Origin of the sequence: Streptomyces sp. NPDC008079, assembly GCF_042957385.1 — a bacterium.
In the GTDB taxonomy this organism is placed as follows: domain Bacteria; phylum Actinomycetota; class Actinomycetes; order Streptomycetales; family Streptomycetaceae; genus Actinacidiphila.
The window spans coordinates 117,707-144,675 of the sequence record NZ_JBIBIC010000009.1; the positions used below are offsets into that span (position 1 = coordinate 117,707).

The 26,969-nt window shown below is 73.6% G+C and carries 29 protein-coding genes; 18 read left to right on the forward strand and 11 right to left on the reverse strand.

Features of this window, described 5'->3' with window-relative positions:
- The first annotated feature begins 352 nt into the window (after positions 1–352).
- From ACFZAM_RS20360 to rpsR, 5 genes are all read left to right on the forward strand, one after another.
- Complete coding sequence (locus tag ACFZAM_RS20360; protein WP_391047835.1) at positions 353–712, forward strand: hypothetical protein; 360 nt, start codon at positions 353–355, stop codon at positions 710–712.
- A 173-nt stretch (positions 713–885) separates the two neighbouring features.
- On the forward strand, positions 886–1,056 hold the full coding sequence (gene rpmF, locus ACFZAM_RS20365; RefSeq protein ID WP_355335007.1) for a 50S ribosomal protein L32: 171 nt from the start codon (positions 886–888) through the stop codon (positions 1,054–1,056).
- A 62-nt stretch (positions 1,057–1,118) separates the two neighbouring features.
- On the forward strand, positions 1,119–1,373 hold the full coding sequence (locus ACFZAM_RS20370; RefSeq protein ID WP_355335009.1) for a type B 50S ribosomal protein L31: 255 nt from the start codon (positions 1,119–1,121) through the stop codon (positions 1,371–1,373).
- Positions 1,370–2,530: a GTP-binding protein gene (locus tag ACFZAM_RS20375; protein WP_391047839.1), complete on the forward strand. Its 1,161-nt coding sequence runs from the start codon at positions 1,370–1,372 to the stop codon at positions 2,528–2,530. Before ACFZAM_RS20370 ends, ACFZAM_RS20375 begins: the two co-directional genes overlap by 4 nt.
- Positions 2,531–2,588: 58 nt before the next feature.
- On the forward strand, positions 2,589–2,852 hold the full coding sequence (rpsR, locus tag ACFZAM_RS20380; protein WP_391047842.1) for a 30S ribosomal protein S18: 264 nt from the start codon (positions 2,589–2,591) through the stop codon (positions 2,850–2,852).
- A 140-nt stretch (positions 2,853–2,992) separates the two neighbouring features.
- Here rpsR and ACFZAM_RS20385 read toward each other — a convergent pair whose 3' ends face one another.
- Positions 2,993–4,435, reverse strand: coding sequence for an aminotransferase class III-fold pyridoxal phosphate-dependent enzyme (locus ACFZAM_RS20385; protein ID WP_391047844.1), 1,443 nt, complete (start codon positions 4,433–4,435; stop codon positions 2,993–2,995).
- 87 nt (positions 4,436–4,522) lie between these two features.
- Here ACFZAM_RS20385 and ACFZAM_RS20390 point away from each other — a divergent pair, with 87 nt between their 5' ends.
- Together ACFZAM_RS20390 and ACFZAM_RS20395 are read left to right on the forward strand one after the other, a co-directional pair.
- Complete coding sequence (locus tag ACFZAM_RS20390) at positions 4,523–5,461, forward strand: LysR substrate-binding domain-containing protein (protein WP_391047847.1); 939 nt, start codon at positions 4,523–4,525, stop codon at positions 5,459–5,461.
- Between the two features lie 52 nt (positions 5,462–5,513).
- Positions 5,514–6,281: an enoyl-CoA hydratase family protein gene (locus tag ACFZAM_RS20395; protein ID WP_391047849.1), complete on the forward strand. Its 768-nt coding sequence runs from the start codon at positions 5,514–5,516 to the stop codon at positions 6,279–6,281.
- Positions 6,282–6,383: 102 nt separating this feature from the next.
- Here ACFZAM_RS20395 and ACFZAM_RS20400 read toward each other — a convergent pair whose 3' ends face one another.
- The gene (locus ACFZAM_RS20400) at positions 6,384–7,259 is read right to left on the reverse strand and encodes an aldolase/citrate lyase family protein (RefSeq protein ID WP_391047851.1); all 876 of its coding nucleotides are present in this window, start codon (positions 7,257–7,259) and stop codon (positions 6,384–6,386) included.
- A gap of 50 nt (positions 7,260–7,309) precedes the next feature.
- A complete protein-coding gene (locus ACFZAM_RS20405; RefSeq protein ID WP_391047854.1) occupies positions 7,310–8,170 on the reverse strand; it encodes a MaoC family dehydratase N-terminal domain-containing protein in 861 nt (286 codons plus the stop codon).
- A gap of 172 nt (positions 8,171–8,342) precedes the next feature.
- On the opposite strand from ACFZAM_RS20405, the gene ACFZAM_RS20410 reads away from it, so the two are divergent.
- The 4 genes from ACFZAM_RS20410 to ACFZAM_RS20425 all read left to right on the forward strand — a co-directional run bounded on the left by ACFZAM_RS20410 (position 8,343) and on the right by ACFZAM_RS20425 (position 13,991).
- Positions 8,343–8,984, forward strand: a complete 642-nt coding sequence (locus ACFZAM_RS20410; protein WP_391047856.1) for an FCD domain-containing protein — start codon at positions 8,343–8,345, stop codon at positions 8,982–8,984.
- A 735-nt stretch (positions 8,985–9,719) separates the two neighbouring features.
- Positions 9,720–11,951 (forward strand): histidine kinase, encoded by a 2,232-nt coding sequence (locus tag ACFZAM_RS20415; protein ID WP_391047858.1) that lies wholly within the window; start codon positions 9,720–9,722, stop codon positions 11,949–11,951.
- Positions 11,948–12,700, forward strand: coding sequence for a response regulator (locus ACFZAM_RS20420; RefSeq protein ID WP_391047861.1), 753 nt, complete (start codon positions 11,948–11,950; stop codon positions 12,698–12,700). The genes ACFZAM_RS20415 and ACFZAM_RS20420 overlap by 4 nt, the downstream gene beginning before the upstream one ends.
- Before the next feature lie 10 nt (positions 12,701–12,710).
- Entirely contained in the window at positions 12,711–13,991 is a 1,281-nt protein-coding gene (locus ACFZAM_RS20425) for an alpha/beta fold hydrolase (RefSeq protein WP_391047863.1), read from the forward strand.
- A gap of 178 nt (positions 13,992–14,169) precedes the next feature.
- On the opposite strand, the gene ACFZAM_RS20430 is transcribed toward ACFZAM_RS20425, so the two are convergent.
- The 5 genes from ACFZAM_RS20430 to ACFZAM_RS20450 all read right to left on the reverse strand — a co-directional run bounded on the left by ACFZAM_RS20430 (position 14,170) and on the right by ACFZAM_RS20450 (position 19,724).
- On the reverse strand, positions 14,170–14,523 hold the full coding sequence (locus ACFZAM_RS20430) for a PRC-barrel domain-containing protein (RefSeq protein ID WP_355335039.1): 354 nt from the start codon (positions 14,521–14,523) through the stop codon (positions 14,170–14,172).
- Positions 14,524–14,811: 288 nt separating this feature from the next.
- A complete protein-coding gene (locus tag ACFZAM_RS20435; RefSeq protein WP_355335042.1) occupies positions 14,812–15,168 on the reverse strand; it encodes a hypothetical protein in 357 nt (118 codons plus the stop codon).
- Between the two features lie 181 nt (positions 15,169–15,349).
- Positions 15,350–17,032, reverse strand: a complete 1,683-nt coding sequence (locus ACFZAM_RS20440) for a heterodisulfide reductase-related iron-sulfur binding cluster (protein WP_391047868.1) — start codon at positions 17,030–17,032, stop codon at positions 15,350–15,352.
- Positions 17,033–18,232, reverse strand: coding sequence for an FAD-binding protein (locus ACFZAM_RS20445; protein WP_391047870.1), 1,200 nt, complete (start codon positions 18,230–18,232; stop codon positions 17,033–17,035).
- 1 nt (position 18,233) lies between these two features.
- Entirely contained in the window at positions 18,234–19,724 is a 1,491-nt protein-coding gene (locus tag ACFZAM_RS20450) for an FAD-linked oxidase C-terminal domain-containing protein (RefSeq protein ID WP_391047871.1), read from the reverse strand.
- Between the two features lie 214 nt (positions 19,725–19,938).
- On the opposite strand from ACFZAM_RS20450, the gene ACFZAM_RS20455 reads away from it, so the two are divergent.
- Positions 19,939–20,814, forward strand: coding sequence for a LysR family transcriptional regulator (locus ACFZAM_RS20455; RefSeq protein WP_355335053.1), 876 nt, complete (start codon positions 19,939–19,941; stop codon positions 20,812–20,814).
- A 75-nt stretch (positions 20,815–20,889) separates the two neighbouring features.
- A complete protein-coding gene (locus ACFZAM_RS20460; RefSeq protein WP_391047875.1) occupies positions 20,890–21,687 on the forward strand; it encodes a hypothetical protein in 798 nt (265 codons plus the stop codon).
- 13 nt (positions 21,688–21,700) lie between these two features.
- Here ACFZAM_RS20460 and crcB (ACFZAM_RS20465) read toward each other — a convergent pair whose 3' ends face one another.
- A complete protein-coding gene (gene crcB, locus ACFZAM_RS20465) occupies positions 21,701–22,075 on the reverse strand; it encodes a fluoride efflux transporter CrcB (RefSeq protein WP_355335058.1) in 375 nt (124 codons plus the stop codon).
- On the reverse strand, positions 22,072–22,593 hold the full coding sequence (crcB, locus tag ACFZAM_RS20470) for a fluoride efflux transporter CrcB (protein ID WP_391047878.1): 522 nt from the start codon (positions 22,591–22,593) through the stop codon (positions 22,072–22,074). The genes crcB (ACFZAM_RS20465) and crcB (ACFZAM_RS20470) overlap by 4 nt, the downstream gene beginning before the upstream one ends.
- A gap of 218 nt (positions 22,594–22,811) precedes the next feature.
- Between crcB (ACFZAM_RS20470) and ACFZAM_RS20475 the strand changes: the two genes are divergently transcribed.
- The 4 genes from ACFZAM_RS20475 (at position 22,812) to ACFZAM_RS20490 (ending at position 25,676) form a co-directional block, all read left to right on the forward strand.
- Positions 22,812–23,273: an SRPBCC family protein gene (locus ACFZAM_RS20475; protein ID WP_391047881.1), complete on the forward strand. Its 462-nt coding sequence runs from the start codon at positions 22,812–22,814 to the stop codon at positions 23,271–23,273.
- A gap of 87 nt (positions 23,274–23,360) precedes the next feature.
- Complete coding sequence (locus tag ACFZAM_RS20480; RefSeq protein ID WP_355335065.1) at positions 23,361–23,894, forward strand: SigE family RNA polymerase sigma factor; 534 nt, start codon at positions 23,361–23,363, stop codon at positions 23,892–23,894.
- Complete coding sequence (locus tag ACFZAM_RS20485) at positions 23,887–24,234, forward strand: hypothetical protein (RefSeq protein WP_391047884.1); 348 nt, start codon at positions 23,887–23,889, stop codon at positions 24,232–24,234. The genes ACFZAM_RS20480 and ACFZAM_RS20485 overlap by 8 nt, the downstream gene beginning before the upstream one ends.
- A gap of 134 nt (positions 24,235–24,368) precedes the next feature.
- Positions 24,369–25,676: a hypothetical protein gene (locus tag ACFZAM_RS20490; RefSeq protein ID WP_391047885.1), complete on the forward strand. Its 1,308-nt coding sequence runs from the start codon at positions 24,369–24,371 to the stop codon at positions 25,674–25,676.
- 60 nt (positions 25,677–25,736) lie between these two features.
- Here the strand turns inward: ACFZAM_RS20490 and ACFZAM_RS20495 are convergent, their stop codons facing one another.
- Positions 25,737–26,132, reverse strand: a complete 396-nt coding sequence (locus ACFZAM_RS20495) for a molybdopterin-binding protein (RefSeq protein ID WP_188283203.1) — start codon at positions 26,130–26,132, stop codon at positions 25,737–25,739.
- A 252-nt stretch (positions 26,133–26,384) separates the two neighbouring features.
- Here ACFZAM_RS20495 and ACFZAM_RS20500 point away from each other — a divergent pair, with 252 nt between their 5' ends.
- A complete protein-coding gene (locus tag ACFZAM_RS20500) occupies positions 26,385–26,804 on the forward strand; it encodes a TOBE domain-containing protein (RefSeq protein WP_391047887.1) in 420 nt (139 codons plus the stop codon).
- The last annotated feature ends 165 nt before the right edge of the window (positions 26,805–26,969 follow it).

The following is a 26,969-nucleotide window of genomic DNA, read 5'->3' on the forward strand; positions in this document are numbered from 1 at the left end:
AACAGGGGGGCAGCACGGTGGAGTTCACCAGGAGCGGGCGGCTTCGCCGGAGCGGCAGACGCTGGGTGGGGTGGGGGGCGCTAGTGGCGGTCGGCGCCGTCGTATGGGCGGCGCTCGCGCGCGGCGATTCCCGGCAGACGGCTTATATCGCCCTGCTCCTGGCCGTGTTGTCCGTCCTCGCGGGTGCGCGGTCGCTGCGGAGGGCGAGCCTGCCGTTCCGGCTGCGGGTGGACGAGTACGGGATCACCCTCGATGAGCACCGGCTGGGCTGGGGTGAGATCGAAGGGGTCGGGCTGCGCTACGGACCGGCGGACCCGTCGGGGGCGCCCAACAGGCCGTCGCCCTCGGGCCGTTGGTCGGGCTCAGCGGTCTGTACGGCAGCGGTTGGCTCTTCTTGCGGTGGCTGCGGCCGTTGCGCCTGCGGATCGGCCCCGAGGGCATCGCGATGCGGGACTTCGGCGCCACCGACCTCGTCTTCCGCTGGGACCAGATCGCCGCGGTCACCGTCGGCCCGCGGCCGTACACCTCGGAAAGGCACCTGTGGCTGCTGGTCTGGCCGGTTCCCGGGGAGAGGTTCGCCCTGCCGCGCACCCACGTGGTCGACGGCCATGAGACGTACGCCCTGGTGGCGGTGCGGCGCCTGCGCGGGCCCGGCGAGGTCGAGCCGGTCGTCAGGTACTTCGCCCGCCGCCGCTACGCCGAACCGGCCTGACCGCGCCTGGCCACGTCCGACCCGCTCGACCGGTGCGCCGGGACCCGCTGACAGGGGCCCGGCGCACCGGCGTGTCCGGGATCGCGCCCGTCCACGCAACTCTAATTGAAAACGATATCCATCTCCATATAGTGTGGTGGCTCGCCCGTCCGCCCACCTCACGAAGGACCGTCATGGCCGTTCCCAAACGCAAGATGTCTCGCGGCAACACCCGGCACCGCCGCGCCCAATGGAAGGCCGCCGCACCGCGGTTGGTCACCGTCACCATCGACGGCGTCGCGTACGCGGTCCCCCGGCGGCTCGTCAGGGCCTACGAGCGCGGCCTGCTCGACCCCGCGCGCTGACCCGACACCGCGGCCGGAGAAACCGGACCCCGCAGCCGACGACTCACGACGAGGACACCTCCATGAAGCCCGACATCCATCCCCCGTACGGCCCGGTCGTCTTCCGCGACAAGGCCGCCGACTTCGCCTTCCTCACCCGCTCCACCGCCACCAGCGACACGACGGTGGTGTGGGAGGACGGCAGGACCTACCCCGTCATCGACGTGGAGATCTCCTCGCGGAGCCACCCCTTCTACACCGGCACCGCCCGCGTCCTGGACACCGCGGGCCGCGTCGAGCGCTTCGAGCGCCGGTACGCGCGGCGGGGTCCGCGATGACGCGGGGGTGCGACCGGCTGCCGGTCGTCGTGGTGGCCGGTATGCACGGCGACGCGCGCCGCACGGTCGTCGGGCAGTTGCTGTCGATGGTCCCCGACAGCGTCGCCCTGCACCACGACCTGTCGCGGGCCGCGGAGCGCGGTGTCGTGCGCCGTACGGTGCGCGACGCGGACGGCCTCGTGTCCGAGGGCGAGACACCGCTGGTCAACGACTGCGCGTGCTGCGCTCTGCGCGAGGACCTGGTGCCGGAGCTGGAGCGGCTGGCCGCGAGCGGTCTGACGCGGCTCGCGGTGGTGGAGCTGTGGGACTCCGTCGAGCCGCAGGGGATGGCCGAGATCATCGCCGAACTTGGCTCCGGCTTCCTGGAGTTGGCCGGTGTCATGACGGCGGTCGACCCCGCTCTCGTCCTGCCCTGCCTGGCCAACGGCGACGATCTCGGCGACGCGGGCCTCGCGGTGGCGCCACAGGACCGGCGCACCGTCGGCGACACCTGGGCCCGCCAGTTGGAGTACCCGCCGGTGCTGGTGGTCGTCCAGGACGAGGAGCCGACCGACGAGGAGCGCGCCCTGCTGCGTCAACTCCACCCGACAGCGCGGCAGGTGGCGGCGGGCACCACCGAGCTGGCCAGGATGGCCTTCGCCGGTTTCGACGTCGCAGGCGCCGCCGCCGCGCAGCACCCCGCCTGCTCACGGCTGCCGCAGGACGCGGAGGAGGCCGGGGTCGGCACCCTGGTCTGGCGCAGGCGCCGCCCTTTCCACCCCGGCCGGTTGTACGCGGCACTGGAGGATCTGGCCTGCGCCGCCGCCCGCAGCCGTGGCCGCTTCTGGCTCGCGGACCGGCCCGACACGCTCCTGGCGTGGGACGCGGCCGGTGGCGCCCTGTGCGTGGAGAGCGTCGGCCCGTGGCTGGCGTCGCTGCCGGACGCGGCCTGGGAGCTGGAGTCCCCGGTCCGTACGGCCGCCGCGTCCCTCGACTGGGACCCGGAGCACGGCGACCGCTGCCAGCATCTGGTCTTCACCTCCCCCGGCCTCGACCGGTCGGGACTCGAAGACCTCCTGGACTCCTGCCTGTTGACGGACGCCGAGTACGCGGCGGGCCGCGCCGGATGGCGGACCCTCCCGGCCGCCTTCGACGAACTGCTCTCCCCGCTGTCCTGATCCGCCCTTTCCCCGGCCGGAGCGGCCGGGACCCGAACCGACCGAGGAAGTGCCGCCCATGCCCCGCCGACCCGAGCCCCGCAAGGCCCCTACGCCCCGGCCCAACCCGCTGGACGCGGCGAAGATCGAGTACATCGACTACAAGGACACCGATCTGCTGCGCAGGTTCATCTCCGACCGGGGCAAGATCCGCAGCCGCCGCGTCACCCGGATCAGCGCGCGGCAGCAGCGCCAGATCACCAAGGCCGTCAAGAACGCCCGCGAGATGGCGCTGCTCCCCTACGCCTCTACTCCGCCGAAGGGGAGCGCTTCCCCGCGCTAGACCGCCGCACGAGCCGCTCGCGCGGCGGTCGTTCGGAGCGGGGGCGTGGTCCAGAGCATGGCGCTGGCCCAGAGCGAGACGGCGGCTCAGGCCATGAGCGCGGCTCAGAGCGTGAGGGCGGCTCAGAGCGTGAGGGCGGCTCAGAGCGTGGCGGACGCGTCGCCGATCGCCTGGTCGAGGACGGCCAGGCCCAGGGAGAGTTCGTCCTCGGTGGCGGTCAGGGGCGGGGCGATGCGGAAGACCCCGCCCATGCCGGGGAGTTGGACGATGTTCATGTGCAGGCCGAGTTCGAGGCAGCGGCGGGTGACGCGTGCGCCCAGCTCGTCGGAGCTCTGCTTCGTGTCGCGGTCGACGACGAGTTCGAGTCCGGTCAGCAGGCCGCGGCCCCTGATGTCGCCGACCACAGCGTGGTGTTCGGCGATCTCCGCCAGGCCCTCGCGGAGGAACGCGCCGAGCGCGCGGGCGCGTTCGTCGAGCCTGTCGGCGATCAGGACGTCGAGGACGGTGTTGCCGACGGCCGCCACGAGCGGGTCGGCGGCGTGCGTGGTGAAGAACAGGAACCCGCGGTCGTACGCCTCCTGTTCGATCGCGGCGCTGGTCACGACGGCCGCCAACGGCAGTCCCGCGCCGAGCGTCTTGGACAGGGTGAGGATGTCGGGGACGATGCCGTCGCGCTCGAACGCGTACCAGGTCCCGGTGCGGCACAGACCGGTCTGGGCCTCGTCCAGGATCAACAGCATCCCGCGCTCACGGCACTTGTCGCGCAGGGCCGCGAAGTAGCCGGGCGGCGGCTCGATGACACCGCCCGAGCTGAGGATCGGCTCGACCAGGCACGCGGCCAGGCTGCCGGTGGACTGCGCGTCGATCAGGTCGAAGGCGAAGTCGAGTTGGCGGCGCCAGTCGAGCGCGCCGTCGGGCGTGGTGAAGTCGGGCCGGTACGCGTTCGGTACGGGGATGGCGAAGTTGCCGGGCGCGGCCGGCCCGTACCCCTTGCGGCCCGCGCTGTACGTGGCGGACGCCGCCGCCTGCGTCATGCCGTGCCAGGAGCGGGCGAAGGAGACGATCTCGTGCTTGCCGGTGACGAGTTTCGCCATCCGGATCGCGGCCTCGTTGGACTCGGCGCCGGTCGTCAGCAGCAGCACCTTGTCCAGGGGCGCGGGCAGGGTGTCGGACAGCCGCCGGGCGAGGTCGACGACCGGTCGGCTGAGCATGCCGCTGTAGAGGTGGTCGAGGTCCGCGATCTGCCGCCGGACGGTCGCGACGATCGCCGGGTGCGAGTGCCCGAGGATCGCGCTCATCTGGCCGGAGGTGAAGTCCAGGATCTTCCGGCCGTCGGCGGTGTACACGAAGCTTCCGGCGGCGCGTTCGATGATCTCGGGGGTGAACTCGGGTCCGTAGCGCACGAGATGCCGTTCGGCGTCGGCCCAGAAGCTCTCGGCGGACGGCGGGGCGGACGGGACGGTCGCGGGGCCGGTGATCACGCCGGGGGTCGTGCCCGCGGTCGTACCGGTGGAAGCGCCCGTGGAGGTGCCGGTTGAGGCGCCGGTAGTGGACGTGGGGGTGCCAGTGCGGGAAGCAGCCATGGCCTCGACGGTAGGCGGCCCGCGAGCGACACGTCCATCGCACATTTCCGGCTGTCCTGTTCGGTAGATCCGCACAAGAATGGCCCCATGATGAATCCCTGGCGGCTGCGGCTGCTCACCCAGCTCGACACGCTCGGCACCATCCGGGCCGTGGCCCAGGCCGCCAGCCTGAGCCCGTCGAGCGTGTCGCAGCAGCTCGCCGTGCTGGAGACCGAGACCCGTACGCAGCTTCTGGAACGCACCGGACGCCGGGTGCGGCTGACCTCGGCCGGGCTGATCCTCGCCCGGCGGGCGCGCGCCGTCCTCGACCACATGGACAGCGTCGAGGCGGAGCTGCACGGCTTCGGCGAGGAGCCGGCCGGACTCGTACGCCTGGGCGCGTTCCAGAGCGCGATCCACACCATGGCCGTGCCGGTCGTGACCCGACTGGCCCGTGAACACCCTCGCCTCGACATCGAGTTGCTGCAACTGGAGCCGCACGAGAGCATGCCCGCGCTGCGGGGCGGCGACGCGGACGTCATCATCACCACCACCGACTTCGACGAGCTGCCCCTGGGCCCCGACCTCGACCTCGTCCCGCTGGCCAGGGACCCGATCCTGCTGGTCGTACCGCCGGAGCACCCCGCGGCGGGACGCGGCGCCGCGGACCTCGCGGCGTACGCGGACGAGCCGTGGTCCTTGGACATGCCGCAGTCGTACATGGCCGGGCTGGCCCTGCGGCTGTGCCGCCAGGCCCAGTTCGAACCGCGCGTGGTCTGCCGCTTCAGCAACTACATGATGACCCTCCAGCACGTCGAGGCCGGGCTCTCCATCACCCTTCTCCCCGGCCTGACCGTGGCCCACAGCCGCTACCGCGTCGCCACCCGCGAGCTCGCCACCCCCGTCTCCCGTACCATCACCGCCGCGATCCGCCGCGGCTCCCCGCCCCGCGCGGCCGTCCACGTCGTCCTCGACACCCTGCGCCAGATCACGGACCTCCCCCTGCCCCTCCCCGGCTCCGTGGCCGGGCCGCCGGGCGGGCCCTAGCATCGTCCCGACCGCAGGGACCGTCGACCGCCGCCAACCCGAGGTGTCCTCCATGACGCAGCTCGTCCGTCACGTCGTACGCGACCAGGTCGCGACGATCACTCTCGACTCGCCGCACAACCGCAACGCGCTCTCCTCCCGACTGGTCGCGGAGCTGACCGAGGCTCTGGAGTCCTCGGGCGCCGACGCCGATGTGCGCGCGGTCGTCCTGACCCACACCGGGCGTACGTTCTGCGCGGGCGCCGACCTGTCGGAGGCGGGCGGCGGCTCGATGACGGCGGCGACGCAGGCGATCGTCTCGCTGCTCGGCCTGATCGTGGAGCTGCCCAAGCCGGTCATCGCGCGGGTCACCGGGCATGTACGGGCCGGTGGGATGGGCATCGTCGGCGCGTGCGACATCGCGGTGGCCGACGAGGGCGCGTCCTTCGCCTTCACCGAGGCGCGGATCGGCGTCACGCCCGCGATCATCTCGCTGTGCACGCTGGACGTCATGGAACCGCGCGCGGGCGCGCACTACTACCTGACCGGCGAGACCTTCGACGCGGCGCGCGCCGCGCAGATCGGCCTGATCACCTCGGCGGCCCCGGCCGACGGGATCGACGCCGTCGTCGCCCGCTTCACCGCCGCCGTCCGCGAGACCTCACCGCAGGGTTCCGCCGAGACGAAGAAGCTGCTGACGGCGGACCGGCGGCGGCGGATCGCCGCGGACGCGAGCGACCTCACCGCCCTGTCGGCGCGGCTGTTCGCCAGCGAGGAGGCGCAGGAGGGCATCCGCGCGTTCATGGAGCGCCGTCCGCCCCGGTGGCGCGCCGCCGGGTGACTCCACGCGGTACGGCCACGGACTGCCTGGGCGTGGCCGGTGGCCCGGTGCCGACCTCCGCTTCCGCCGCCGACCACCGTGGACCGCCGCCACGCCGACACGTCACCGATCGGCGCGGGCGGCGATCGAGCGGGCGCGCAGGTGGACGGGGCGGTCGACCATGTGGCCGTCCACGAGCTTCACCTCGTCCTCCGTGGTGAGTTCGAGGACCCGCAGGGCCCAGGCGAGTTCGTCCGGGTCGGGGGCGAGGGCCTCGTGGACGGCGGGCACTTGGGCGGGGTGAATGCACAACTTGCCGGTGAAGCCGCTGTCGAGGGACGCACGGGCTTGGGCCAACACCGTTTCCCGGTCGCGGACTTCGGTGCAGACGCCGTCCACGGGAGCGGGCAGTCCCGCGGCGGCCGAGGCGGCGACCAGGGCGAATCTGGCGGGGACGAGCCGCGCGGTGTCGTCGGGCCGCAGCCCCAACTGGGCGCAGAGGTCCAGGTGTCCGAAGACCAGCCGGACGACGCCGGGCGCCGCCGCGATCAGCCGGGCGTCGAGGACGCCGACCGCCGTCTCGATCAGCGGGAGCACGGCGGAGCCGGGCGGCAGGGCGGCCAGGACCGCCGCGACCGTGGCCGCGTCCTCGGCTTTGGGGACGACGACCGCGACGGGCCCGCCCGCCGCGCCGAGCGCCGCCAGATCCGCCGAACCACGGTGCGTGCGGGGGTCGTTGACGCGGATCACCACGCCGGGCGCCCGGCCCAGCAGCGCCGTCGCGTTGGCCAGCGCGGCCTCCTTCGCGTCGGGCGGCACCGCGTCCTCCAGATCGACCACGACCGCGTCCGCACCGCTGGCGAGCGCCCGGTCGAACCGTTCGGGCCGGTCGCCCGGCACGAACAGGAAGGACCGGGCGCGGCCCAGCGCGTCCGCGACACCCGTACGGTCGCCTCCGCCGTACGGGCTCGCGCTCTCGTTGTCCTCGGAAGGTACCATGGCTGATCCGCTCTCCTTCGATGGTGCCCGGCGGCGACGGCGCGGCCGGTTCAGTCGGCGGCGGGTGCGGCGTCCCGCGCGGTCATCCGTACGCAGCAACGCCCTTGTGACCATGCCTCGATGGACAGGGCGCCGTCCTCCCGCCCGGCCGAGCCGACGGTGACCTCCTGGCCGACGTAGGCGGTCGAGGTCAGCCGGTAGGTGAGGTGCGTCGGCGCGGCGCCGAGGCGGCGCCGGGCGTGTTCGGCGCACCAGAGGGCGAGCAGCGGGCCGTGGACGACGAGGCCGGGGTGGTGCTCGACCTCGCGGACGTACGGGGCGTCGTAGTGGATGCGGTGCAGGTTGTAGGTGAGCGCGCTGTACGCGAACAGGTAGCGCTCGTCGGGGACATGGGTGGCCGACGGGGTGACCGGGGACACCGCGCCTCCGGTGGTGGCGGTGGGCGGTCCGATGTCGGCCGCGCGGCGGTAGACGATGTCGCGCCGCTCCCTGATCCGGTCCTCGCCCGCGACCGACCACACGTGGTCCTCGGTGACCAGCAGCAGCACGCCGGAGCGGCCCTCGCGCACCCGGACGTCGGCGACGCGGCTCATGCGGGCGACGCGGTCGCCGACCCGCAGCGGCGCGACGACCTCCACCGTGCCGCCGCCGAACATCCGCCGCCGGTCGGCCAGCGGGGGCAGCAGCGCCCCGCCCTCGGGGTGTCCGTCGGCGCCGATCCGCTCGATCCCGACGGCGTCGCGCAGCAGCACCTCGTGCCAGAGCGGCGGCAGTTCGGCGCCGTCCTCGGGGGCGGGTACGTCCAACAGCGCGGCGAGCTTGTCGGTGGTCCCCCGTTCCACCGCGCCGCTGACCTGCGCGGGCTCGGGTCGCCAGGTGGCGGCGATCTTCTCGAATTCGGCGGCGGTCAACGGCCTCTCCTGCCCACGACCGGGCCGCGCACCCGCACGCTCGACGCCATGGCCACCGACCTTTCATATACGATTTCTCCAGATCGTACATGATGTAGGGTGAACGCCGTCCCAGCAGGGGAAACCGGCGGAGAACCCGGCAGAGGATCAGCGGAGAGAGTGGGTGCGGCCGGTGACGGACGGGCGCCGGAGGTCCGACGACGTCGCCTCGTACGTACGCGATCTGATCGTCTCGGGCGGGGTCGCGCCGGGTGAGTTCCTGCGGCTCGAACCGCTCGCCCAGCGGCTGGGGCTGAGCGTCACGCCGGTACGCGAGGCGATGGGTCTGCTGCGCGGCGAGGGATTCGTGGAACTGGAGCCGAACCGCGGCTTCGTCGTGCTGCCGCTGTCCCGCTCGGACATCGAGGACATCTACCGGGTGCACGCGTTCGTCTCGGGTGAACTGGCCGCGCTCGCCAGCCGTCGCCTCACCGCGGAGGCGCTGGACGGGCTCGTGGCGCTCCAGGAAGAGCTCGTCGCGGCACACCGGGCGGGTGACGCCGCGCGGGTGGAACGGCTCAACCACTTCTTCCACCGCGAGATCAACCGCGCCGCGGGCTCCCCGCGCCTGCTGTGGTTCCTGCGGACCGCGTCGCGTTACGCGCCCCGGATGTTCTTCTCCGGCGTCGACGGCTGGGCGGAGGCGTCCGCGCACGACCACGAGGCGATCCTGACCGCACTGGCGGACCACGATCCGGACGCGGCCCGTACGGCGATGGCCGACCACGTCCGGCACGCGGGCGAACTGCTGGCCCGGCACCACGAGAGCCGCTGACGCGAGCCCGACTCCCTTACGGGGAGCCGGTGTTGACCTCCTCCCCGCCGACAGAGCGGGGACGTCGGGCCGTAACATTCGCGCACGCCGACCCGGTTGAGGGCGGCGGTCAGGTCGGGCGATCTCGATCAGGGCGACGGCGGCGCCGCGTCGGCGCGGGCCGTGGTCGTTCAGCAGCCCGTCGAAGGATGCCGACCCGGCGGCGATCCGCTCCGCGCGGCCGGACCCCGAATTCAGCCGCGCACCCTCGCCCGCGATCTTCCCGGTGGACCATTCGCCGAGGTGCCCCGGACACGTCGAAGGTGTGGTCCATGCCCACGGCCACGGCGGCGAGGGGTCGACCGCCAGCCGTTCGAGGACCCGCCCGTCGAGTCCGTCCGGGCGCGCCGCGTCGGACTCGACGCCCGGACACGGGCCATCAGACCGCTGACGATCGTGGCGGCCGTCGTCCGGGACACGCCCGCGTGGCGGGCCGACCCGGCGCGGTGCGGCGGCCCGCGGGCGAGCAGCAGGGCCGGGATCCGCTCCTGGCTCGTCGGCCGCAGGGCCCGCGGCGAGCCACCGCTCTTCTGACGCGTGGCCGGAGATCACCCGCACAGGCACTCTTCCTGCCTGAGGGCACGCCCCTCGCTTCGACCGCCCAGCCGCACCCGAGACGGCGGCATCTGCGACCGCTGCGGCGCCAGGCACCTGACCCTCCGCTCTGGGCGTCGCCCGGCCGGTAATCTCCGGGCCATGGGAGAGCATCGCGGGCGCTCCGCGCGTCTGGTGCCGGGGATCCTGGCTGTCCTTCAAGCGCTCTGGTGGGCTGTGGCCGCGCTGGGGCGGGACGCGTCGCCCCGTCCGGCCCGTACGGCGCTGGCCGCGGCGGCCGTCGCGGTCGCCTTCGGTGCGATGGCGGTCCGGCGTGCCGCCCCGGCGGCGGCCCTGGCCGCCGCGGTCGCCGCCGTGGTGGGCGCGGATGTCTCGCGGGTCCTGGCCTGGGCGCCGGTGACCGTGGCGGCGGTGCTCGTCGCGCTGTACTCACTGGCCCTGCGCCGTACCGCGGGCGCGTCGGCGCTCGGGGCGCTCCTCGCCGCCCTGACCGTCGGCTGCCTCGTGCTGTGGCACGGCGCGCAGCCGCGGATCGTGGCGGCAGGCGCCCTGCTGGCCTGTGCGGGCGCGGCGGCCGTATGGGTACGGGGCCGGTCCCGCCGATGGCGCCGGGCTCTCGGTTCCGCGCGGGAGGAGTACGCCCGGCGGGCGCCCGACCTGCTCCGGCACACCGCGCGCGGTGAACGCCGGGGTTTCGCGGCCGAGTTGCACGACGTGGTGGCGCACCGGCTGACGGGTGTCACGGTGTCGGCCGCCGCCGCGCTGCGGCTCGGACGTGAGGACCTGATGGCGGAGGCCACCCGGCACGCGGGCCACGAGGGGCGGCTGGCGCTCCTCGAACTCGACGCGCTGGCCGACGCGCTCGCGGTGCCCCGCCGCCTGGAGGAGGTCGACGCCCTGGTGGCGGCCTTCCCCGGCGTCCGCTACACCCGCACGGTCGCCGCCCTGGAGCCCGCGGTGGAGCCCGCCACGGCCTCGCTCGCCTTCCGCGTCGTCCGTGAGGCGCTGACGAACACCGTCCGGTACGCGGCCGGAGCGACGGTGGAGGTGCGGATGGCCGTCGAACGCGGCGACCTCGTCGTCCATGTGCGGGACAGCGGCGGCGCGCTCGCGGTCGCCGACCTCGGCAGCGGCAGCGGCCTGACCGCGCTGGCCGAGGCGGTCGCGGCCGACGGCGGGCGGCTGACGGCGGGCCCGGTGGGCACGGGGTGGCGGGTCAGCGCGCGGCTGCCGCTGGCGGCCGGGCCGACCGCCGTACGAGAAAGCGCCCGTTTCAGGTCCGGTCGGCGCGGCCCCGCGGCGCTGGACGCGGCCCTCGCCCTGCTCGCCCTGGCGGTTCCGCTGGGCGCCGGTCTGCTGCCCGGCGGTGGCCCCAACGTCTTCCCCGGCGGCGCCGGGGCCACCGGCCACATCGCGCTCCTCGCCCTGCTCGTCCTGCACGCGCTGCCGCTCGCCCGGCAGCGTACGGCTCCGCGAAGCGGCCTGCTGGCGGCCTCGGCCGTGGTGCTGCTGTGGCTCGGTTGCGACCGGCTGGGCGTCACCGCGCCGCACACCACGGACTTGCTGCTGTGGTGCTGGTGGGGCGATCTGGTGCTGCTGTACTCGGTCGCGGCCCGCGCGCCGACCGCACCGGGCCCGCGGCGGACCTGGCCCGCGGTGCTCGGCGTCGCCGCGGTGGCGGGGCTGGCCATGGTCAGCGAGGACGTGCGGCGGGTCGCGCTGGGCTGGGCGGTGTTCGGCGCGCTGGCAGCGGTGCCCGCGGCGGCCGTCTGGGCGTGCGGGGTCCGGTCCTGCGGGCGCCGCCGCACCGGAGCCGACAGCGAGAGCGCCCGGCGAGCGGCGCTGAACCAGGCGGCGGCCGAGGCGGCGCGGACCGAACGGCTGCGGCTGTCCGCCGAACTGCGCGCCACGGCGCGCCGCCCGGTGGCGGCCATGGTGGCCGCGGCCGACGCCGCCGACCTGCCACAGGTGCTGGCCGAGGCGCGCGGCGGCCTGCGGGCGCTGCGTGAACTGCTGACCGACGTCCGCGAACCGCTCGACGCCGACGACGACGTACCGCCGCCCACGGTGGCGGGCATCGCCGCCCTGGCCGCCAGGCACCGCGCGACGGCCCGGCTGACCGGGCGCGTGCGGTCGCTTCCGGCCGCGATGGAGGTCGCCGCCTACCGGTCGGCGGAGGCGCTGATGTCCGACGAGGCGCGGGTCACCGTGCACTACGCGGCCGACGGGGTCGAGGTCGTCGTCCATCGCCGACCCCCGGCCGGACCGTCGCTGCGGCGGCTGCACGCGATGGCCGACGCCGTCGGCGGTACGCTCGCGACGACCGGCGACGGCACGGTCCGCGTATGGCTTCCCGAGGTGGTGCCGGCATGATCCGGGTGACGGTCGCGGACGACCAGGCCGTGGTGCGGGCCGGTATCGCCGCGGTGCTCGACGCCGAGGCCGATCTGAGCGTCGTGGGCCAGTGCGCCGACGGGGAGGCCGCCGTGGCCCTCGCCGCCGAACTGCGCCCCGACGTGGCGGTGGTGGACATCCGCATGCCGAGGCTCGACGGCATCGCCGCCGCCGCGCGCATCACCGCCGACGTGCCGCAGACCCGCGTCCTGGTGCTGACGACCTTCGGCCTGGACGAGTACGTGTTCGCCGCGCTGCGGGCCGGGGCCGCGGGGTTCCTGCTCAAGGACGCCGAACCCGAGCGCGTCATCGACGCGGTGCGGGTCGTCGCCGCGGGGGACGCCCTGCTGGACCCCGGCATCACCCGCCGTCTGATCGACCGTTTCACGTCCGCGCCGGGTCCCGACGACGCGGCGCCGCTGGCCGCGCTCACGCCCCGGGAGACCGAGGTGCTCGTCCAGGTGGCGCGCGGCGGGACGAACGCGGAGATCGCCGAGGCGCTAGGCATCAGCGCGGCCACCGTCAAGGACCATGTCGCCGTCGTCCTGGGCAAGTTGGGCGCACGCGACCGCGTCCACGCCACCATCGCCGCGTACGAGTCGGGGCTGATCCGGCCGGGCGTACGCCGACCCCGCCGGACGGCGGGGTCGGTCCCCGCCGTCCGGCCGTCGCGCCCCCCTGTCGATCCGGCCCCTGAGCAGGAGGAACGCGGCCAGGGGCGCTCATAGCGTTTCCGACATGGCACAGACACTCCTACGCCGCACCGCTGGCGTCCTGCTTCTTCTGGTGGCCGCGGTTCTCGGGCTCGCCGCGGCCGTGGCCGGTTTCGTCGGCGCGGGCGCGGCCACCGCTTCCGTCCCGCTCCTGGTGGCGGCGGCCCTCGCCGTCCTGTTCGGCGTCACCTTCCTCGTGGCGTGGCCCGGCTTCGTGCTGTTCGGCGTCGCCCGTCGGCGCCGGGCCGCGGTGATCTCCGCCACCGTGCTCGCCGTGGTGGCCGCGGCGCTGTCGGGGGCGACCGTCCTGCGGCCGATGCCGCGGCCCGCGGACGGGAAAGTGCCGCCGGACGTGCGTTTCTGGGCGCTGCCGACCGGCTCCCGGATCGCGTACCGCGAGGCGGCGGCCACAGGCACGGCCAGGCCCGCACCGGTGATCTTCCTGCACGGCGGTCCGGGCACCGCCAATGACGACATCTCGCAGGCGGGCCGCGCGCTGGCCGCCGACGGCTTCGACGTCTACGCGTACGACCAGGTCGGCTCGGGACGCTCCAGCAGGCTGCGCGACGTGACGCAGTACACCGTCGCCCGGCAGGTGGCGGATCTGGACGCCATCCGCCGGGCGATAGGCGCGGAGAAGATCATCCTGGTCGGCCAGTCCTGGGGCGGCTCGCTCGCCGCCCACTACATGGCCGCGCATCCCGACCGGGTGGCCAAGGCCGTCCTCAGCTCGCCGGGCGTGCTCTGGTACGGGGCCTTCCCCGACGGCGAGACCGGTGAGCTGTGGGACCGGCTGACGCCGGAGGCCAGGAAGCGGGTCGACGAGCTGACCAACACTCCCCGGATGATCGCCATGGCCCTGCTCCAGTCGGTCAACCCCGACGCGGCGCACCACCTGGTCGGCGACCGGGAGGCCGACCAGCGCTTCCGGGAGATCCTCACCACGTCACTGCCCGCCGCCCAGTGCCCCGGCCGGCCCCCGGCGCGGCTCCCGGGCAACCGCACGGGCTTCTACGTCAACCAGTTCACCATCGACGACGCCAAGCACCTGCCGGACCCGCGTCCCCGGCTGCGCACGGCGCGCATACCGACGCTCATCATGCGCGGCGAGTGCGACTACAAGAAGTGGGAGGTCACCTACGACTACAAGCGCACACTTCCCGACGCGACCCTGGTGTACGTGCCCGGCGCCGGGCACGCCATCGCGATCGACCGGCCCGCGGTCTACGAGTCGGCGCTCGTGGCCTTCCTGCTGGACCGGCCGCTTCCGTTGCGGCCCTACAGCGGGACGGCTCCGCCGTCGTGAGGCGCCCGTGAGATGCCCGTGACATGCCCGTGACATGCCCGTGACATGCCCGTGACATGCCCGTGCGGTGACAAACCCCCGGGGGCATTTCACGCTCCCACGGAATTCACGTGCCCACGGGAAAAGGCCGCCCCGGCGAGTGCCGGGGCGGCCCCATATTTCCCTGCCGCTCGCTGTGTCAGCGGTTACGGTGGCTGCCGTAGTACTCGCCCACCTGCTGGTGGTATCCGGCGTCGCCGACGTGCTTGTCCTTGTCGAACTCAGGGGAGTTCTTGATCTGCTCCTTCGTCAGCTCGACGAAGATCTTCTGGTCCGCCGCGTCGATCGACCTCACGGTGCCGGCCGGGAGCAGTACGTGCTTGCCGAAAATCCACACACCCGTGTCGACCACCAGATATGCGGAGTCGACGTCATCGGAGTGCTTGTCGACCTTTCCGATGTGGCCGTCGGTCGCCTCGACCTTGTATCCGATCAGGTCGGTTCCCGCCGTGTGGCCGGAGGTCTGCTCGTAGCCCCAGATATTGTCACTCATGTCGCGGCTCCTTTATCGCAATTTCCGTCCCGATTCGCGGTAGTGACGTTGTGTCATCCGATAGTCAGTGACGCTTACTCACACCGTCGCGTGCCCGCCCGTCCCGCACGCACACCTCATATGCCGAAGATTATTGCCGTGCGGCAAATATTCGTCTGAGCAGCGGGAACGGTATGGTGCTCCGCCCGGACGCCCGGCGTCGAGGTGTGATCGGGGTCACGACAAAAGCCCGCCGGGCCGGAGAATCGCTCTCCGCCAGCGGGCTTCGCGCGGCCCTCAGGCCCTCGGTCAGAGGCGCAGCAGGCGCTCGGTGAGTTCGCGGTAGTCGCGCAGCAGGCCCACGGCGCCATCCGGGACGCCGTCTGCGTCCTGCCAGCGGGCGCGCAGGACGCGCAGCCGCTCGGCCAGCACCTCGGCGAGGTGGCCGCTGGCCGCGTCGAGGGCCTGGTCGGCCTCGTCCAGCGCCTGGCGCGGACTCTCGCCGAAGGAGCCCGCGGCCCGCTGGAGGAGCGCGGCGGAGTCGTCGCGCTCCTTCTGCGGCAGCAGCGGCTCGGGCCGGGACTCGCGCTTGGCCCACCGTTCGGTGAACGCCGGATTCTCCGCCCCGGTCGCGGGCTGCCGTGCGCGTTCGGCGTCATACATCATGTGAAGTGCCACTTCTCTCTGCCGTGCGGGGTCGTGATCCGGGCCGTGGTGTCGTGCCGACGCCCACCCGAACACCATGAGATCGGTGGAAGCTGAAGGCTGTGGCGTGCCGAAGGCGCGCCGCGTACCGCCCTACGCCGTACTGGCCAGTGAACTCCGGGCGTCACCGCATGTCAACGCGTCATCGGCCGACCGGGGCGCGCCCGGGCGGTTCCGCCTCACGAGAGCTCCGCCGCGTGGCGCGGGTCCCGGGGGTGGCGTAGGAGATGACGGTGCCGGGTCCTTCGAGTGCCCGGGCCAGGAGCCGGTCGACGGGAACACCCCGGATCGAGGCGTCGAGCACCTGCACGGTGTGGGCGACGGGCAGCCGCTCGCCCATGCGGGCCAACGTGGTGGCGACCTGCATCCAGCAGCCGGGGTTCGCGGTGACCATGATGTCCGCGCCGGTCGCCAGGACCGCCTTGGCCTTGCGTTCGCCGAGTTCGCGTGCGGGTTCCGCGTGCAGCAGGTTGTACGTGCCCGCGCTGCCGCAGCAGATCTCGGCCTCCGCCAACTCCCTTGTCTCCAGGCCGGGAACAGCCCTCAGCAGTCGGCGCGGCTGGTCGCGTACGGCCTGCGCGTGCGCCAGGTGGCAGGCGTCCTGGTAGGCGACGGTCATGGGGAGCGGGTGCCTGGGGGCTACCGGGCCCAATTCGTCGAGGAGTTCGGTGATGTCCATGACCTTGGCGGCCAGCGCCTCCGCGCGCCGCGCCCAGTCGGGCTCGTCGCGCAACTGGTGGCCGTACTCCTTGAGGTTGGACCCGCAGCCCGCGGCGTTCACCACGACGGTCTCCACCCCGGCCGCCTCGAACGTCTCGATGACGGACTTGGCGAAGCCCTCCGCCTCGGGGGCCCGGCCCGCGTGCGCGGACAGCGCGCCGCAGCAGCTCTGACGTCGCGGTACGACCACGTCGCAGCCCTCGGCGGCCAGGACGCGTACGGTCGCGGCGTTCACGTCGGGGAAGAAGGTCCCCTGGACGCAGCCGGTGAGCAGGCCGACGGTACGGCGGCGGGCGCCGACGGCGGGGGTGTGTTCCGGCAGCTTGTCGACGTGACCGAGCCTGGGGGCCAGCGACTCCATGGCCTGGAGGGGGCGCGGCAGCCGTCGCAGCACTCCGACGCGGGCGAGCAGCCGCCCGAGACCGCTCGCCTGGTAGACGCGCAGCGGTCCGCGCAGGGCGCGCAGACGGCGGGGGTAGGGGAACAGGCCGTAGATCAGGGCGCGCAACAGCCGTTCGGCGCGCGGCCGTTGGACCCGGCGTTCGAGCTGGGCGCGGGTGCTCTCAATGAGCTTGTCGTACTGCACGCCGGACGGGCAGGCCGTCACGCACGCCATGCAGCCCAGGCACTGGTCGAGGTGACGCACGCTGCCGGCGTCGAAAGTGTCGCCTTCGAGTCCGGCCTTCATGATGTCGATGCGTCCGCGCGGGCTGTCCATCTCCTCGCCCCACAGCACATACGTCGGGCAGGTGGGCAGGCAGAAGCCGCAGTGCACGCAGTCCCCGACGAGCGCCGCGTCCGGCGGGTGGTGGGCGTCGAAGGCGCTGCCCGGCGGCGGCGCGCTGCCCGGCATGCCGAGGGCGACGGTGGCGGCGCCCGCGCTGGGCGCGACGGACACACCGAGTACGGGCGGCACCGGGACCGGGGGCTCCCCCGAACTCCGTGGCGGGAGCGACCCGTTGGAGGCGCCCGCTGAACCCCCGTCCGGGAGCGACCCGTTGGAGGAGCCCTTGAAAGCGTCCTTGGAGGCGTCCTTGGAGGCGTCCTTGGACGTGTCCGCCGAATTCCCGTGCGGAAGGGGCCCGTTGGGGGTGTCCGCGGCCATCTAGAGTCCTCCGAGCAGTCGGCCGGGCGACAGGCGCCGCTCCGGGTCGAAGCGGTCCTTGACCCGCGTCATCAGGTCGAACGAGTCGGCGACCGGCCCCCAGTGGTCGAGCGCGTCGCGCGCGTCGTCGGCGGCGATCACCACCGCGGAGCCGTCGTACGGGGCGATCGACGCCCGCAGCGCCGCGAGGTCGGTGTCGGTGGGCACCGCCATGTACGCCACTCCCGTGCAGGCCGACGCGGTGCCCGAAGCGCCGTCCGGGAGGGCGTCGAGCACGCGGGGCAGCGCGAAGGGTTCGTGGGCAAGCCGCAGGACGAGGCCGCCGGTCGGCCGCGCTCCGAACCAGCCGGGGACCTCGTCCGCGTGCGCCCCCGCCCCCAGCAACGCGATCGCGGCACGCGACTGGGCGCGTACGGAAGCGGCGCTGCTCTCGAAGAGCACGGTCAACTCCCCCGCCCGCGAGGACCAGTTGAGTTCGACGGCGGTGGGGGTGAGCGTGGAGCGGGCGAGCAGCGCGGCGTACCTGCCCGCTTCGGCGCTGTCCTGTACGGGCACGGTGACCGCGCCGGTGACCGGTGGCAGCGGGTGGAGGCGCCAGGTCGTGGAGACCAGGACGCCGAGGCCGCCGTGCGCTCCGGTGTAGAGCTTGCCGAGGTCGTATCCGGCCACGTTCTTGACGACCTTGCCGCCCGATCGCGCGAGCGTGCCGTCGGCCAGGGCGACGGTGACGCCGATGAGCAGGTCGCGGGCGGTGCCGTAGCGCAGTCGGCGCGGCCCCGAGGCGTTGGCGCTGACGATCCCGCCGAGCGTGGCGCCCGCTTCCGGCGGGTCGAGGGCGAGCCTCTGGCCGTGTTCCGCGAGCTGTCGTTGCAGGTCGGCCAGTGGCACCCCGGCCTCGGCGACGACCACGAGGTCGCCGGGCGCGTACTCCACGACCCGGCCCAGTCCCGCGGTGCGCAGCAGCAGGTCGCAGGAGGTGGCAGGGGCGGCCCAGCCGGTCTTCGTACCGCCGCCGACCGGGACGACGGTGCCGGTGGTGCTCCGCAGGATCTCGGCGACCTCGGCGGCGGTCGCGGGTTCGACGGTCTCCGCTGCGGTCGCGGGTTCGATGACCTCGGCGGCAGTCGCGGGTTCGACGGTCTCGGACCGTACGGCGCCCGCCTGCGCGGTGTCCGGACGCGCGCGGCGCTGTGCGGTCATGTCAGAACACCTCGCCCAGCGCCGGGTCGTGCGTGTCGGCGGCGGTGCGGACGCCGGGGCGCTCCCCGCACAGCCGCGGGGTCGGGAACTGCTTGCCGGGGTTGGCGATGTTGTCGGGGTCGAAGGCGCAGCGGACGAGTTGCATGGTGTCCAGGTCCTCGTCCGTGAACTGCCGGGTCATCCGCGACTTCTTCTCCAGGCCGACGCCGTGTTCCCCGGTGATGGAGCCGCCCGCGTCGACGCACAGGTCGAGGATGGCGAAGCCCAGCTCCTCGGCGGCGTGCGCGGCGCCGGGGACGGTGTCGTCGAAGAGGATGAGGGGGTGCAGATTGCCGTCGCCCGCGTGGAAGACGTTGGCGACGCGGATTCCGGCGCGCTCGGCGAGGCGGCCGACCTCGGTGAGGATCTCGGGCAGCCGGGTGCGCGGGATGACGCCGTCCTGGACGTAGTAGGCGGGGCTGATCCGGCCGACGGCCGCGAAGGCGGACTTGCGGCCCTTCCACATCAGGGCGCGCTCGGCGGCGTCGCGGGCGATGCGGGTCTCGAACGCGTGTCGCGCGGCGGCCAGTTGCTCGACCTGGACGAATTGTTCGTCCACCTCGACGCGGGGGCCGTCGAGTTCGATGACGAGGACGGCGACCGCGCCCTGCGGGTAACCGCAGTTGACCGCGGCCTCGGCCGCCTCGATGGCGAGGGCGTCCATCATCTCGATGGCCGCGGGCAGGATGCCCGCCGCGATGATGTCGCTGACGGCTCCGGCCGCGTCCTCCACGGTGTGGAAGCCGACGAGCATGGTCTGTACGGATTCGGGCGCCTGGATGGTGCGGACGGTGACCTCGGTGGCGACGCCGAGCGTGCCCTCGCTGCCGACGAACGCGCCGAGCAGGTCGAGGCCCGGGTGTTCGGGCGCGGTGCCCCCGAGGTGTACCACCTCGCCGTCGGGCAGGACGACTTCGGCGCCCATGACGTGGTTGACGGTGAAGCCGTACTTGAGGCAGTGCGCGCCGCCCGCGTTCTCCGCGACGTTCCCGCCGATGGAACAGACCTGCTGCGATGACGGGTCGGGCGCGTACGCCTGGCCGTAGGGGGCGGCCTCGCGGGTGACCGACAGGTTGATCACGCCGGGCTCGACGACGACGCGGGCGTTGTCGGGGTCGACGGAGACGATCCGGCGGAGCCTGGACAGCACGATGAGGACGCCGTCGGCGACGGGGACGGCGCCGCCGGACAGCCCGGTACCGGAGCCGCGGGCGACGAACGGGACTCCGGCCTCGGCGCACAGCCGCACGGCCGCCACGACGTCGTCGCGGTGCTCGGCGAGGACGACGACGGCGGGCCGCACCCGGAAGCTGGTCAGGCCGTCGCATTCGTAGGTGCGCAGTTGGGCGGGGTCGGTGAGGACCTTCTCCGCGCCGATGCGGGCGCGCAGCCGGGCCGCGAGCCCTGGCGCCTTGGGCGTGGGCCGGTCCGCGTCGGCCGGGACGGCGGTCATCGCGCACTCCTCCGCTTGATTCCACTCCTCGGTAACTGAATACCGAATGATGGAAGAATGCCGTCGCCTTCCGAGCACGTCAAGGGTGGCGGGTGGCATTCGTCACCCCCGCACGGACCACCCCTCCCGCCCCAGGCGGCCACAGGCCGCGACCGTCGCCTTCCGTCCGGGCTTGGAACAATGGGGCTCGATTCAGCAGCTAGAGTGCTGAATCATGGAACTGCGCCAGCTCGAATACTTCGTGGCGGTCGCCGAGGAGCGGCACTTCACCCGGGCCGCCCAGCGCATGCTGGTCTCCCAGTCCGGGCTGTCCGCCTCGGTGCGCGCGCTGGAGCGCGAGCTGGGCTCGCCGCTGTTCGTCCGCACCACACGCAGCGTCGAACTCACCGGCGCCGGGCGGGCGTTGCTCGTGGAGGCGACCCGTACGCTGGCCGGCGCCCGTGCCGCGAGGGAGGCCGTGGCCGCGGTGCAGGGGCTGCTGCGCGGCACCCTCTCGGTCGGCATCGAGCAGTGCGTGACCATCGACATCGGCGACCTGCTGGCCCGATTCCGTGCCCGGCACCCCAATGTCGAGGTCCGGCTGCGCCAGGCGGGCTCGACCGTGCTCGCTGGCGACGTGGCCGACGGCCATCTCGACGTCGCCTTCGTGACCCTGCCGGGAGCGCCGCCCGAGGGCGTACGCCTGCTGCCGCTGACCACCGAGCCGATGGTGCTGCTCTGCGACCCCGGCCACCGGCTGGCGGGCGAGCCGCAGGTGAAGTGGGCGGACCTCGACGGCGAGACCTTCGTGGACTTCCACGCCGACTGGGGCGCCCGGCAGCTCACCGACCGGGCCTTCGCCGCCTGCGGCGCCTCCCGCCAGGTCGCCCTCGAGGTGTACGACGTGCACACGGTGATCGACCTGGTCCGCTACGGGCTCGGCATCGCGGTCGTCCCGCGCCCCATCGCCCGCAAGGAGTCGGCCGCGTCGCTGTGCGCCGTGCCGATCACCGGCGCCGAGGACCCGGGCTGGCCGGTCTCCGTCGCCCTGCCCGACGACGACCGGCCAGGACCGGCCGCGCGGGAACTCCTGTCGTACCTGGACCGCTGACCGGATCACGCCCGTCCCCCGTCCGCGCGCCGTGCCCCCGCCATAGGGTGGCCCCAACGCGACGAGGGGGGCGGCGTGATCACCGAGCCCGAGCTGACGGACGGGTCGGGCGACGACCGGCCCGTCGATGTCATCGGCGACGACGACCGGCCGCGGGAGCCGCGCGGCGGACGGCTGTCCGGTGTGCGCCGGCGGCGCGGGCCCTGGGTCTGGGCGCTCGCCGGGGCCGTCGTCGCGTCGGCGGCCTGGGCCGGTGCGCTGCGGGGTGCCGACTACGGCCGTACGGCCCCGCCCGACCTGCACGGATACCGCCTCGCGGATCCGTGCACCGTGGCGGCGCTCCAGCCCCTCGTGGACATGATCGGCCTGTCCTCGATGCACGAGATCCCCGGACCGACGAACGTGGGCAGGACGCTCGACCACATCGCGTGCCGCCTGGTCGGCAACACGTCGGAGAACGACGGCTGGATCACCTCGTACACCATCTCGGTCAGCGTCGACCTGCACAAGAAGACCGACCCCCGGGCGGAATTCGAGGACGGACTGAAGGCGCGGGACGCCGACCCGGCCGAGCCGGCCGCCGGCAGCGGCGTGGTCATGGTCCACGACCCGCGGACGAGCAGGCCGGTCACCGGCCTCGGCGACCGCGCCTTTCTCACCGGTGACTCCACGAGCCAGACCGTGGACGTCCTGCACGGCGGCGCCGTGTTCTCGATCGAGGCCGGCGCCACCGAGGAGTGGATCGGCGCGGGCGAGCGCCCGACGGACGCGGACGGCTCACCCGAACCCCCGCCCCATGTCGACACGAAGCGGTTCGGCGCCCAACTGCCCCGCGCCGTACGTCACTTGATGAGCGTGCTGTCGGCGCGCTGACGAACCCCGCGGCTCAGCCCCAGAACGCCTGCGCCAGCGCCGTACCGGCGAAGGCCGCGCCGAGCCCGGCCGCCACGCTCGCCACCGCGTTGGCCGCGGCGAAGAAGCGGGCGCCGCTCTCGGCCAGCCGCAGCGTCTCGTAGGAGAAGGTCGAGTAGGTCGTGAGGGCGCCGCACAGGCCGGTGCCCAGCAGCACCTGGACCTGGGACGAGGCGGCGCCCTCGGTGACCGCGCCGGTCACGACGCCGAGGACGAGACAGCCGACGACGTTGACGGTGAAGGTGCCCCAGGGGAAGAGGCTGTCGTGCCGGCTCTGGACCGAGCGGTCGGTGAGGTAGCGCATCGGAGCGCCGACCATGGCCCCGACGATGACCAGCAGCCAGTTCATCGCGCCTCCGCCTCGTCGGCCCGCTCGGCCCGGTCCGCGAGCCGCCCGAGCACCACGTGCCGGGTCGCGGCCGCCGCCAGCCACACCGCGGCGAGGGCGGCGAGCAGCGTGAGCGCCAGATACGCGAGCGCGGTACGGGCCTGCCCGCCGTCGATCAGGGCCCGGATGTCGGTGGCGTAGGTGGAGAAGGTGGTGAAGCCGCCGAGCACGCCGGTGCCGAAGAAGGGCCGCACCAGACGGTGCGTGTTCCAGACGTCGGTGATCAGCACCATGAGGACACCGATGACCGCGCAGCCGACGACGTTGACGATCAGCGTCGTCCACGGGAAGGCGCCGGAGGCCGTCGGCCAGAGCAGCGCGGCCCCGTAGCGGGCGCACGCGCCGATCGCGCCGCCGACCGCGACCACGGCGACGACCGGGGCCTGGCCCTCGCGCGACGCTTCGCGCTGTGCCGGGTCGCGCAGATCGATGTCGGGGTCCACGGGTTCGTCGGGCGTCACGGGCCGGACTTCTGCCACCTTCGTCTCCTACTCACCGGGCACGCCCAAGCTTGGCGTGCGCGCGTCGCAAGTAGGGACCGTTGACGGCTGTGTCGCCGTGGTTCGGGTACGGCGGGCCCCACCGCCGCGCGGTGCTCCGGGGAGCGCCGCAGACCGCCATGCTACCCGGCGCGGTACGAGGGGCGCGTGGGAGTCTGTCTCCTGCCGGAGCCACGCGACCGCGAGGGAGAGTCCCTGTGCCGACCTACCAGACCTCGATCACCGTCGACGCTCCCGTCGAACGCGTCTGGGAGGTGCTCGTCGCCGTCGAGGACTGGCCCGCTCTCACGGCGTCCATGACCTCCGTCCGCCCGCTCGACGCGGACGGCGCGAGCCGGAGCGGGAGCGCGGACCACGTCGTCGCCGTCGGGCGCCGATTCGCGGTCGAGCAGCCCAAGTTGCGCAAGGCGGTGTGGACGGTCACGGCGCTGGACGAGGGTTCCCGGTTCTCATGGCGGTCCGCGGGTCCCGGAGTGACCACGAGCGGCGACCACCTGGTCGAGCCGGAGGGCGACGGCACCCGCCTCACCCTGGTGCTCACCCAGCGCGGCGCGCTGTCCGGCCTGGTCGGCCTGGTGGCGGGCGGCCTGACCCGCAGGTACCTGGAGATGGAGGCCCGCGGCCTCAAGGAACGCGCCGAGTCGCCCGCCGCGGAGTAGCGGCCACGGCGCGCCGCCACCTCATGTGGCGGCCGTCACAGCAGATTCTCTCCCGTGGATGTCGACCGGACGTCCGGCCCCAGGCGTATGCGTGATGAGGCCGAAGAGAACTGGGAGCTGTTGTTGACCGCTGAGGAGTTCGAAGAGTTCTACGCCCACGCGGTCAGACGGCTCACCGGTCAGCTCTATGTGATGCTCGGCGATCTGCCGGAGGCGCAGGACGTGGTGCAGGAAGCGTTCGTCAGGGGCTGGAGCCGACGGCGGCAGCTCGCGAGGGACGGCAACCCGGAGGGCTGGATCCGTACGGTCGCCTGGCGGCTCGCGGTCAGCCGCTGGCGCGGCCGTCGGCGCTCGGAGGAGGCGTGGCAGCGGTACGGCGGCCCGCCGTCCGTCGAGGAACCGGGCCCCGGCACGGTCGCCCTGGTCTCCGCGCTGCGCGAACTGCCGCCAGGACAGCGGCGGAGCGTCACCCTGCACTACGTGTGCGACCTGTCCGTCGACCAGATCGCCGCGGAGACCGGTGTGTCCAGCAGCACCGTCAAGACGCACCTGGTCAGGGGCCGGGCCACGCTCGCCCAGCATCTGCCGGAACCGCACGCAGAGGAGCCCCCTGGTGCCTGATACCCACGAGGAGCGCTTGAGGTCCGCGTTCAAGAACGCCGCGGCGGACGGTCGCCGCGCGGCGACGCCCGCGCCCCCGACCGTCGTCCGCGCCCGCGGCGACCGCAAGCGGAGGCAGCGGCTCGCGACGGTCGCCGCGGTGGCCTGCGTCCTGATCGGCGGTACGACCGCGTCGCTGGTCACGCTGCTGCCCGGTGACGGCGGCGCCGTCCCGCCCGCCACGAGCCCGGGGCCCGCCACCACCGGCCCGAACGGCCTCCCGTCGTCGACCGCGACCTCCGACTACCCGGTCCGCACCTACCCGCCGACCGGCACGGTCCACATGACGACAGCCCGCTAAGCACTCCCCCCGTCGCACCCCGCCCCGGCCGCACCGGCCGGCCGGGCAGTCCGGCATGCCCGGAACCGCCACCTGTACGTCGTCGCCCACGCGTCGCCCGAGCGGTCCGTGGCAGCCCCCTCAGGAGCACGACCATGCCCAAGAGCGCCTTCTCCCCGCCCGCGACCGCGCCCCGCCCCGTACCGTCCGAGCCGCCGGACCGTGCCGTCCCGCTCCGCCACCGGCTCCCGGGGCGTCTGCCGCTCCCCCGCCTCGGCCCCACCGACCGCGCCGTGCTCTGGCTGTACGCGCTCACGCGGGTCGGCGTCTGGACGACCGCGTACTGCACGGGGCGGCTGTTCACCGGCGACGGCAAGGCACAGCGGGCGCCCTCGATGATGTCCCGCTGGGAGCAGTGGGACTGGGGTTACTACCTGCACGTCGCGCGCGACGGCTACTTCCCGGCGCCGGTGCAGGGAGCCGTTCTCGGCAGCGGCGCGGCCACGCCCGACAACCGCGAGGCGTTCTTCCCCGGCTTCCCGCTGCTGCTGCGCGCCGTGCACCTGCTGATACGCGACTGGACCGCCGCGGGGCTGCTGATCTCGTTCGTGGCGGGGGCCGTCGCCGTGCTGTCGCTGGCCCGGATCGCCGCGCTGGACGGCCGGTCCGCGCGTACGTCCGTAGCCGGGCGCGGCGCGGACCGGCTCCCGGACGACGGGAACGGCACCGGATCGCGCGCCGTGCTCTTCCTGCTGCTCTCCCCCTGCGCGGTCTTCCTCGCCGCCGGGTACACCGAGGCGCTGTTCCTCGCCTTCGCGCTGCCCTGCTGGCTGGCCGCCAAGCGCGGGAACTGGCCGCTCGCCGCCGCGCTGGCCGCCGCCGCGACCACCGTCCGGATCAGCGGTCTGTTCCTCGGCGCCGCGCTCGTCGTCCAGCTCCTGACCTCGGGGCCGCTGACCAAACGGCTGCGGCTGCTGCACTGGCCGGCGCTCTCCGCGCTGCCCGCGCTCGTCTACGCCTGGTATCTGCACGCGCGCACCGGCGACTGGATGGCCTGGAAGCACGCGGAGGAACGCGGCTGGTACCGGACGTTCCACTCGCCGTGGCAGGCGTGGCGGCACACCTGGGACGGCGCCTTCGACCACACGCAGGCCACGCCGTACGCGCTGCTGTTCCAGTTCGAACTCGTCGCCATGGCGGTCGGTCTGGCGCTGCTCTGCCTGCTGCTCAAGCGGCGCCGCTGGCCGGAGGCCGTCTACCTCGGGCTCAGCCTGTGGGCGCTGGGCACCTCGTACTGGTACATGTCCGTGCCGCGCGCCTCACTGCTGTGGTGGCCGCTGTGGACGGGGCTGGCCGCCTGGAGCGTACGGCGCCCCTGGCTGACCACGGCGTACGTGTGCGTCGCCGCGCCGCTGGCCACCGTCCTCACGGTCGCCTTCACCTCGGGACGGTGGGCGGGCTGACACCAGCGGGCGCGACGAAACGCTGAGGCGCGACGGTGGCGCGGACGAAGGCGCGGCGGATCAGACCCGGTCGATGTGCACGTTCGTGGACTTCACGCGGGCGGTGGCCTGCATCCCGACCTCCAGGCCCAGTTCCTCGACGGCCTCGCGGGTCAGCAGGGACACCAGCCGGTGCGGCCCGGCCTGGATCTCCACCTGGGCAGCGACGTCGCCGAGCTTCACGGCGGTGACGATGCCGGGGAAGGCGTTGCGGACCGAGGTGTACGAGGCGTCCTCGTCCGCGCTGTCGGACTGCGCGATCTCGACGGAGAACGCGGCCAGGTCACGGCCGTCGATGAGCCTGCGGCCGTTGTCGTCGCGGTGGGTGGCGACCCGGCCGCCGTCCGCCCAGCGACGGACCGTGTCGGGGCTGACGCCCAGGAGCCGCGCGGCCTGGCCGATCGTGTAGGACTGCATGGGGAAGACAATAAGCGCAGCCCGCCACCCGGCCCCGCACACCACGGGCGACGACACGGCGGCCCCTCAATGGACTCCGACGGACTCCGGCGGACGCCAGAGGCGGGCGGCACGGGGGCGGGCGCAGGCGGCGGCGACTCGGCGGACGCGCCGTGCCGGTTCGCGCCCCGGCGCGCGTACGGCGCCCGGTTAGAGTGCCAGAGCCGCACCCGGCAAATCCGACATTCCATACGGAGATCGAGGCGTATCCCCATGAGCCTGAGCATCCGCAACCAACTTCCCGGCACCGTCGCGTCCGTGACCCCCGGCGAGGTGATGGCGACCGTCAAGGTACGGCTGGACGGCGGCCAGGACATCACCGCCGCGATCACCCTGGAGGCGGCGGACGAACTCGGCCTCGCCGAGGGCACGGCGGTCCGCGCCCTGGTGAAGTCCACCGAGGTCTCCCTTGCCACGGGCCCGGTCTCGGGGCTCAGCATCCGCAATCAACTGCCGGGCACCGTCACAGACATCGCCACGGGCGGCGCGATGGCTGCGGTGAAGATCTCCGTCGAGGACGGCGAGTTGACCTCCGCGATCACCAAGGACGCGGCCGTCGACCTCCGACTCGCCCAGGGCACCGCCGTCACCGCCCTGATCAAGTCGACGGAGATCTCGCTCGCGACCGTCTGACGACCCGTCCGCCGGTGGCCGAGGCAGCACTCCTGAGGCCAGTGGTGTGCTGGTGAACCCGGTGGAGTCACCAGCCGATTCGCTGCGAGAGAGCGCTCTCTTCGTGCTTGACACCCAGTCGCGCGGCCCGCGAGGGTACGTCTCCAAGAGAGCGCTCTCAATTCC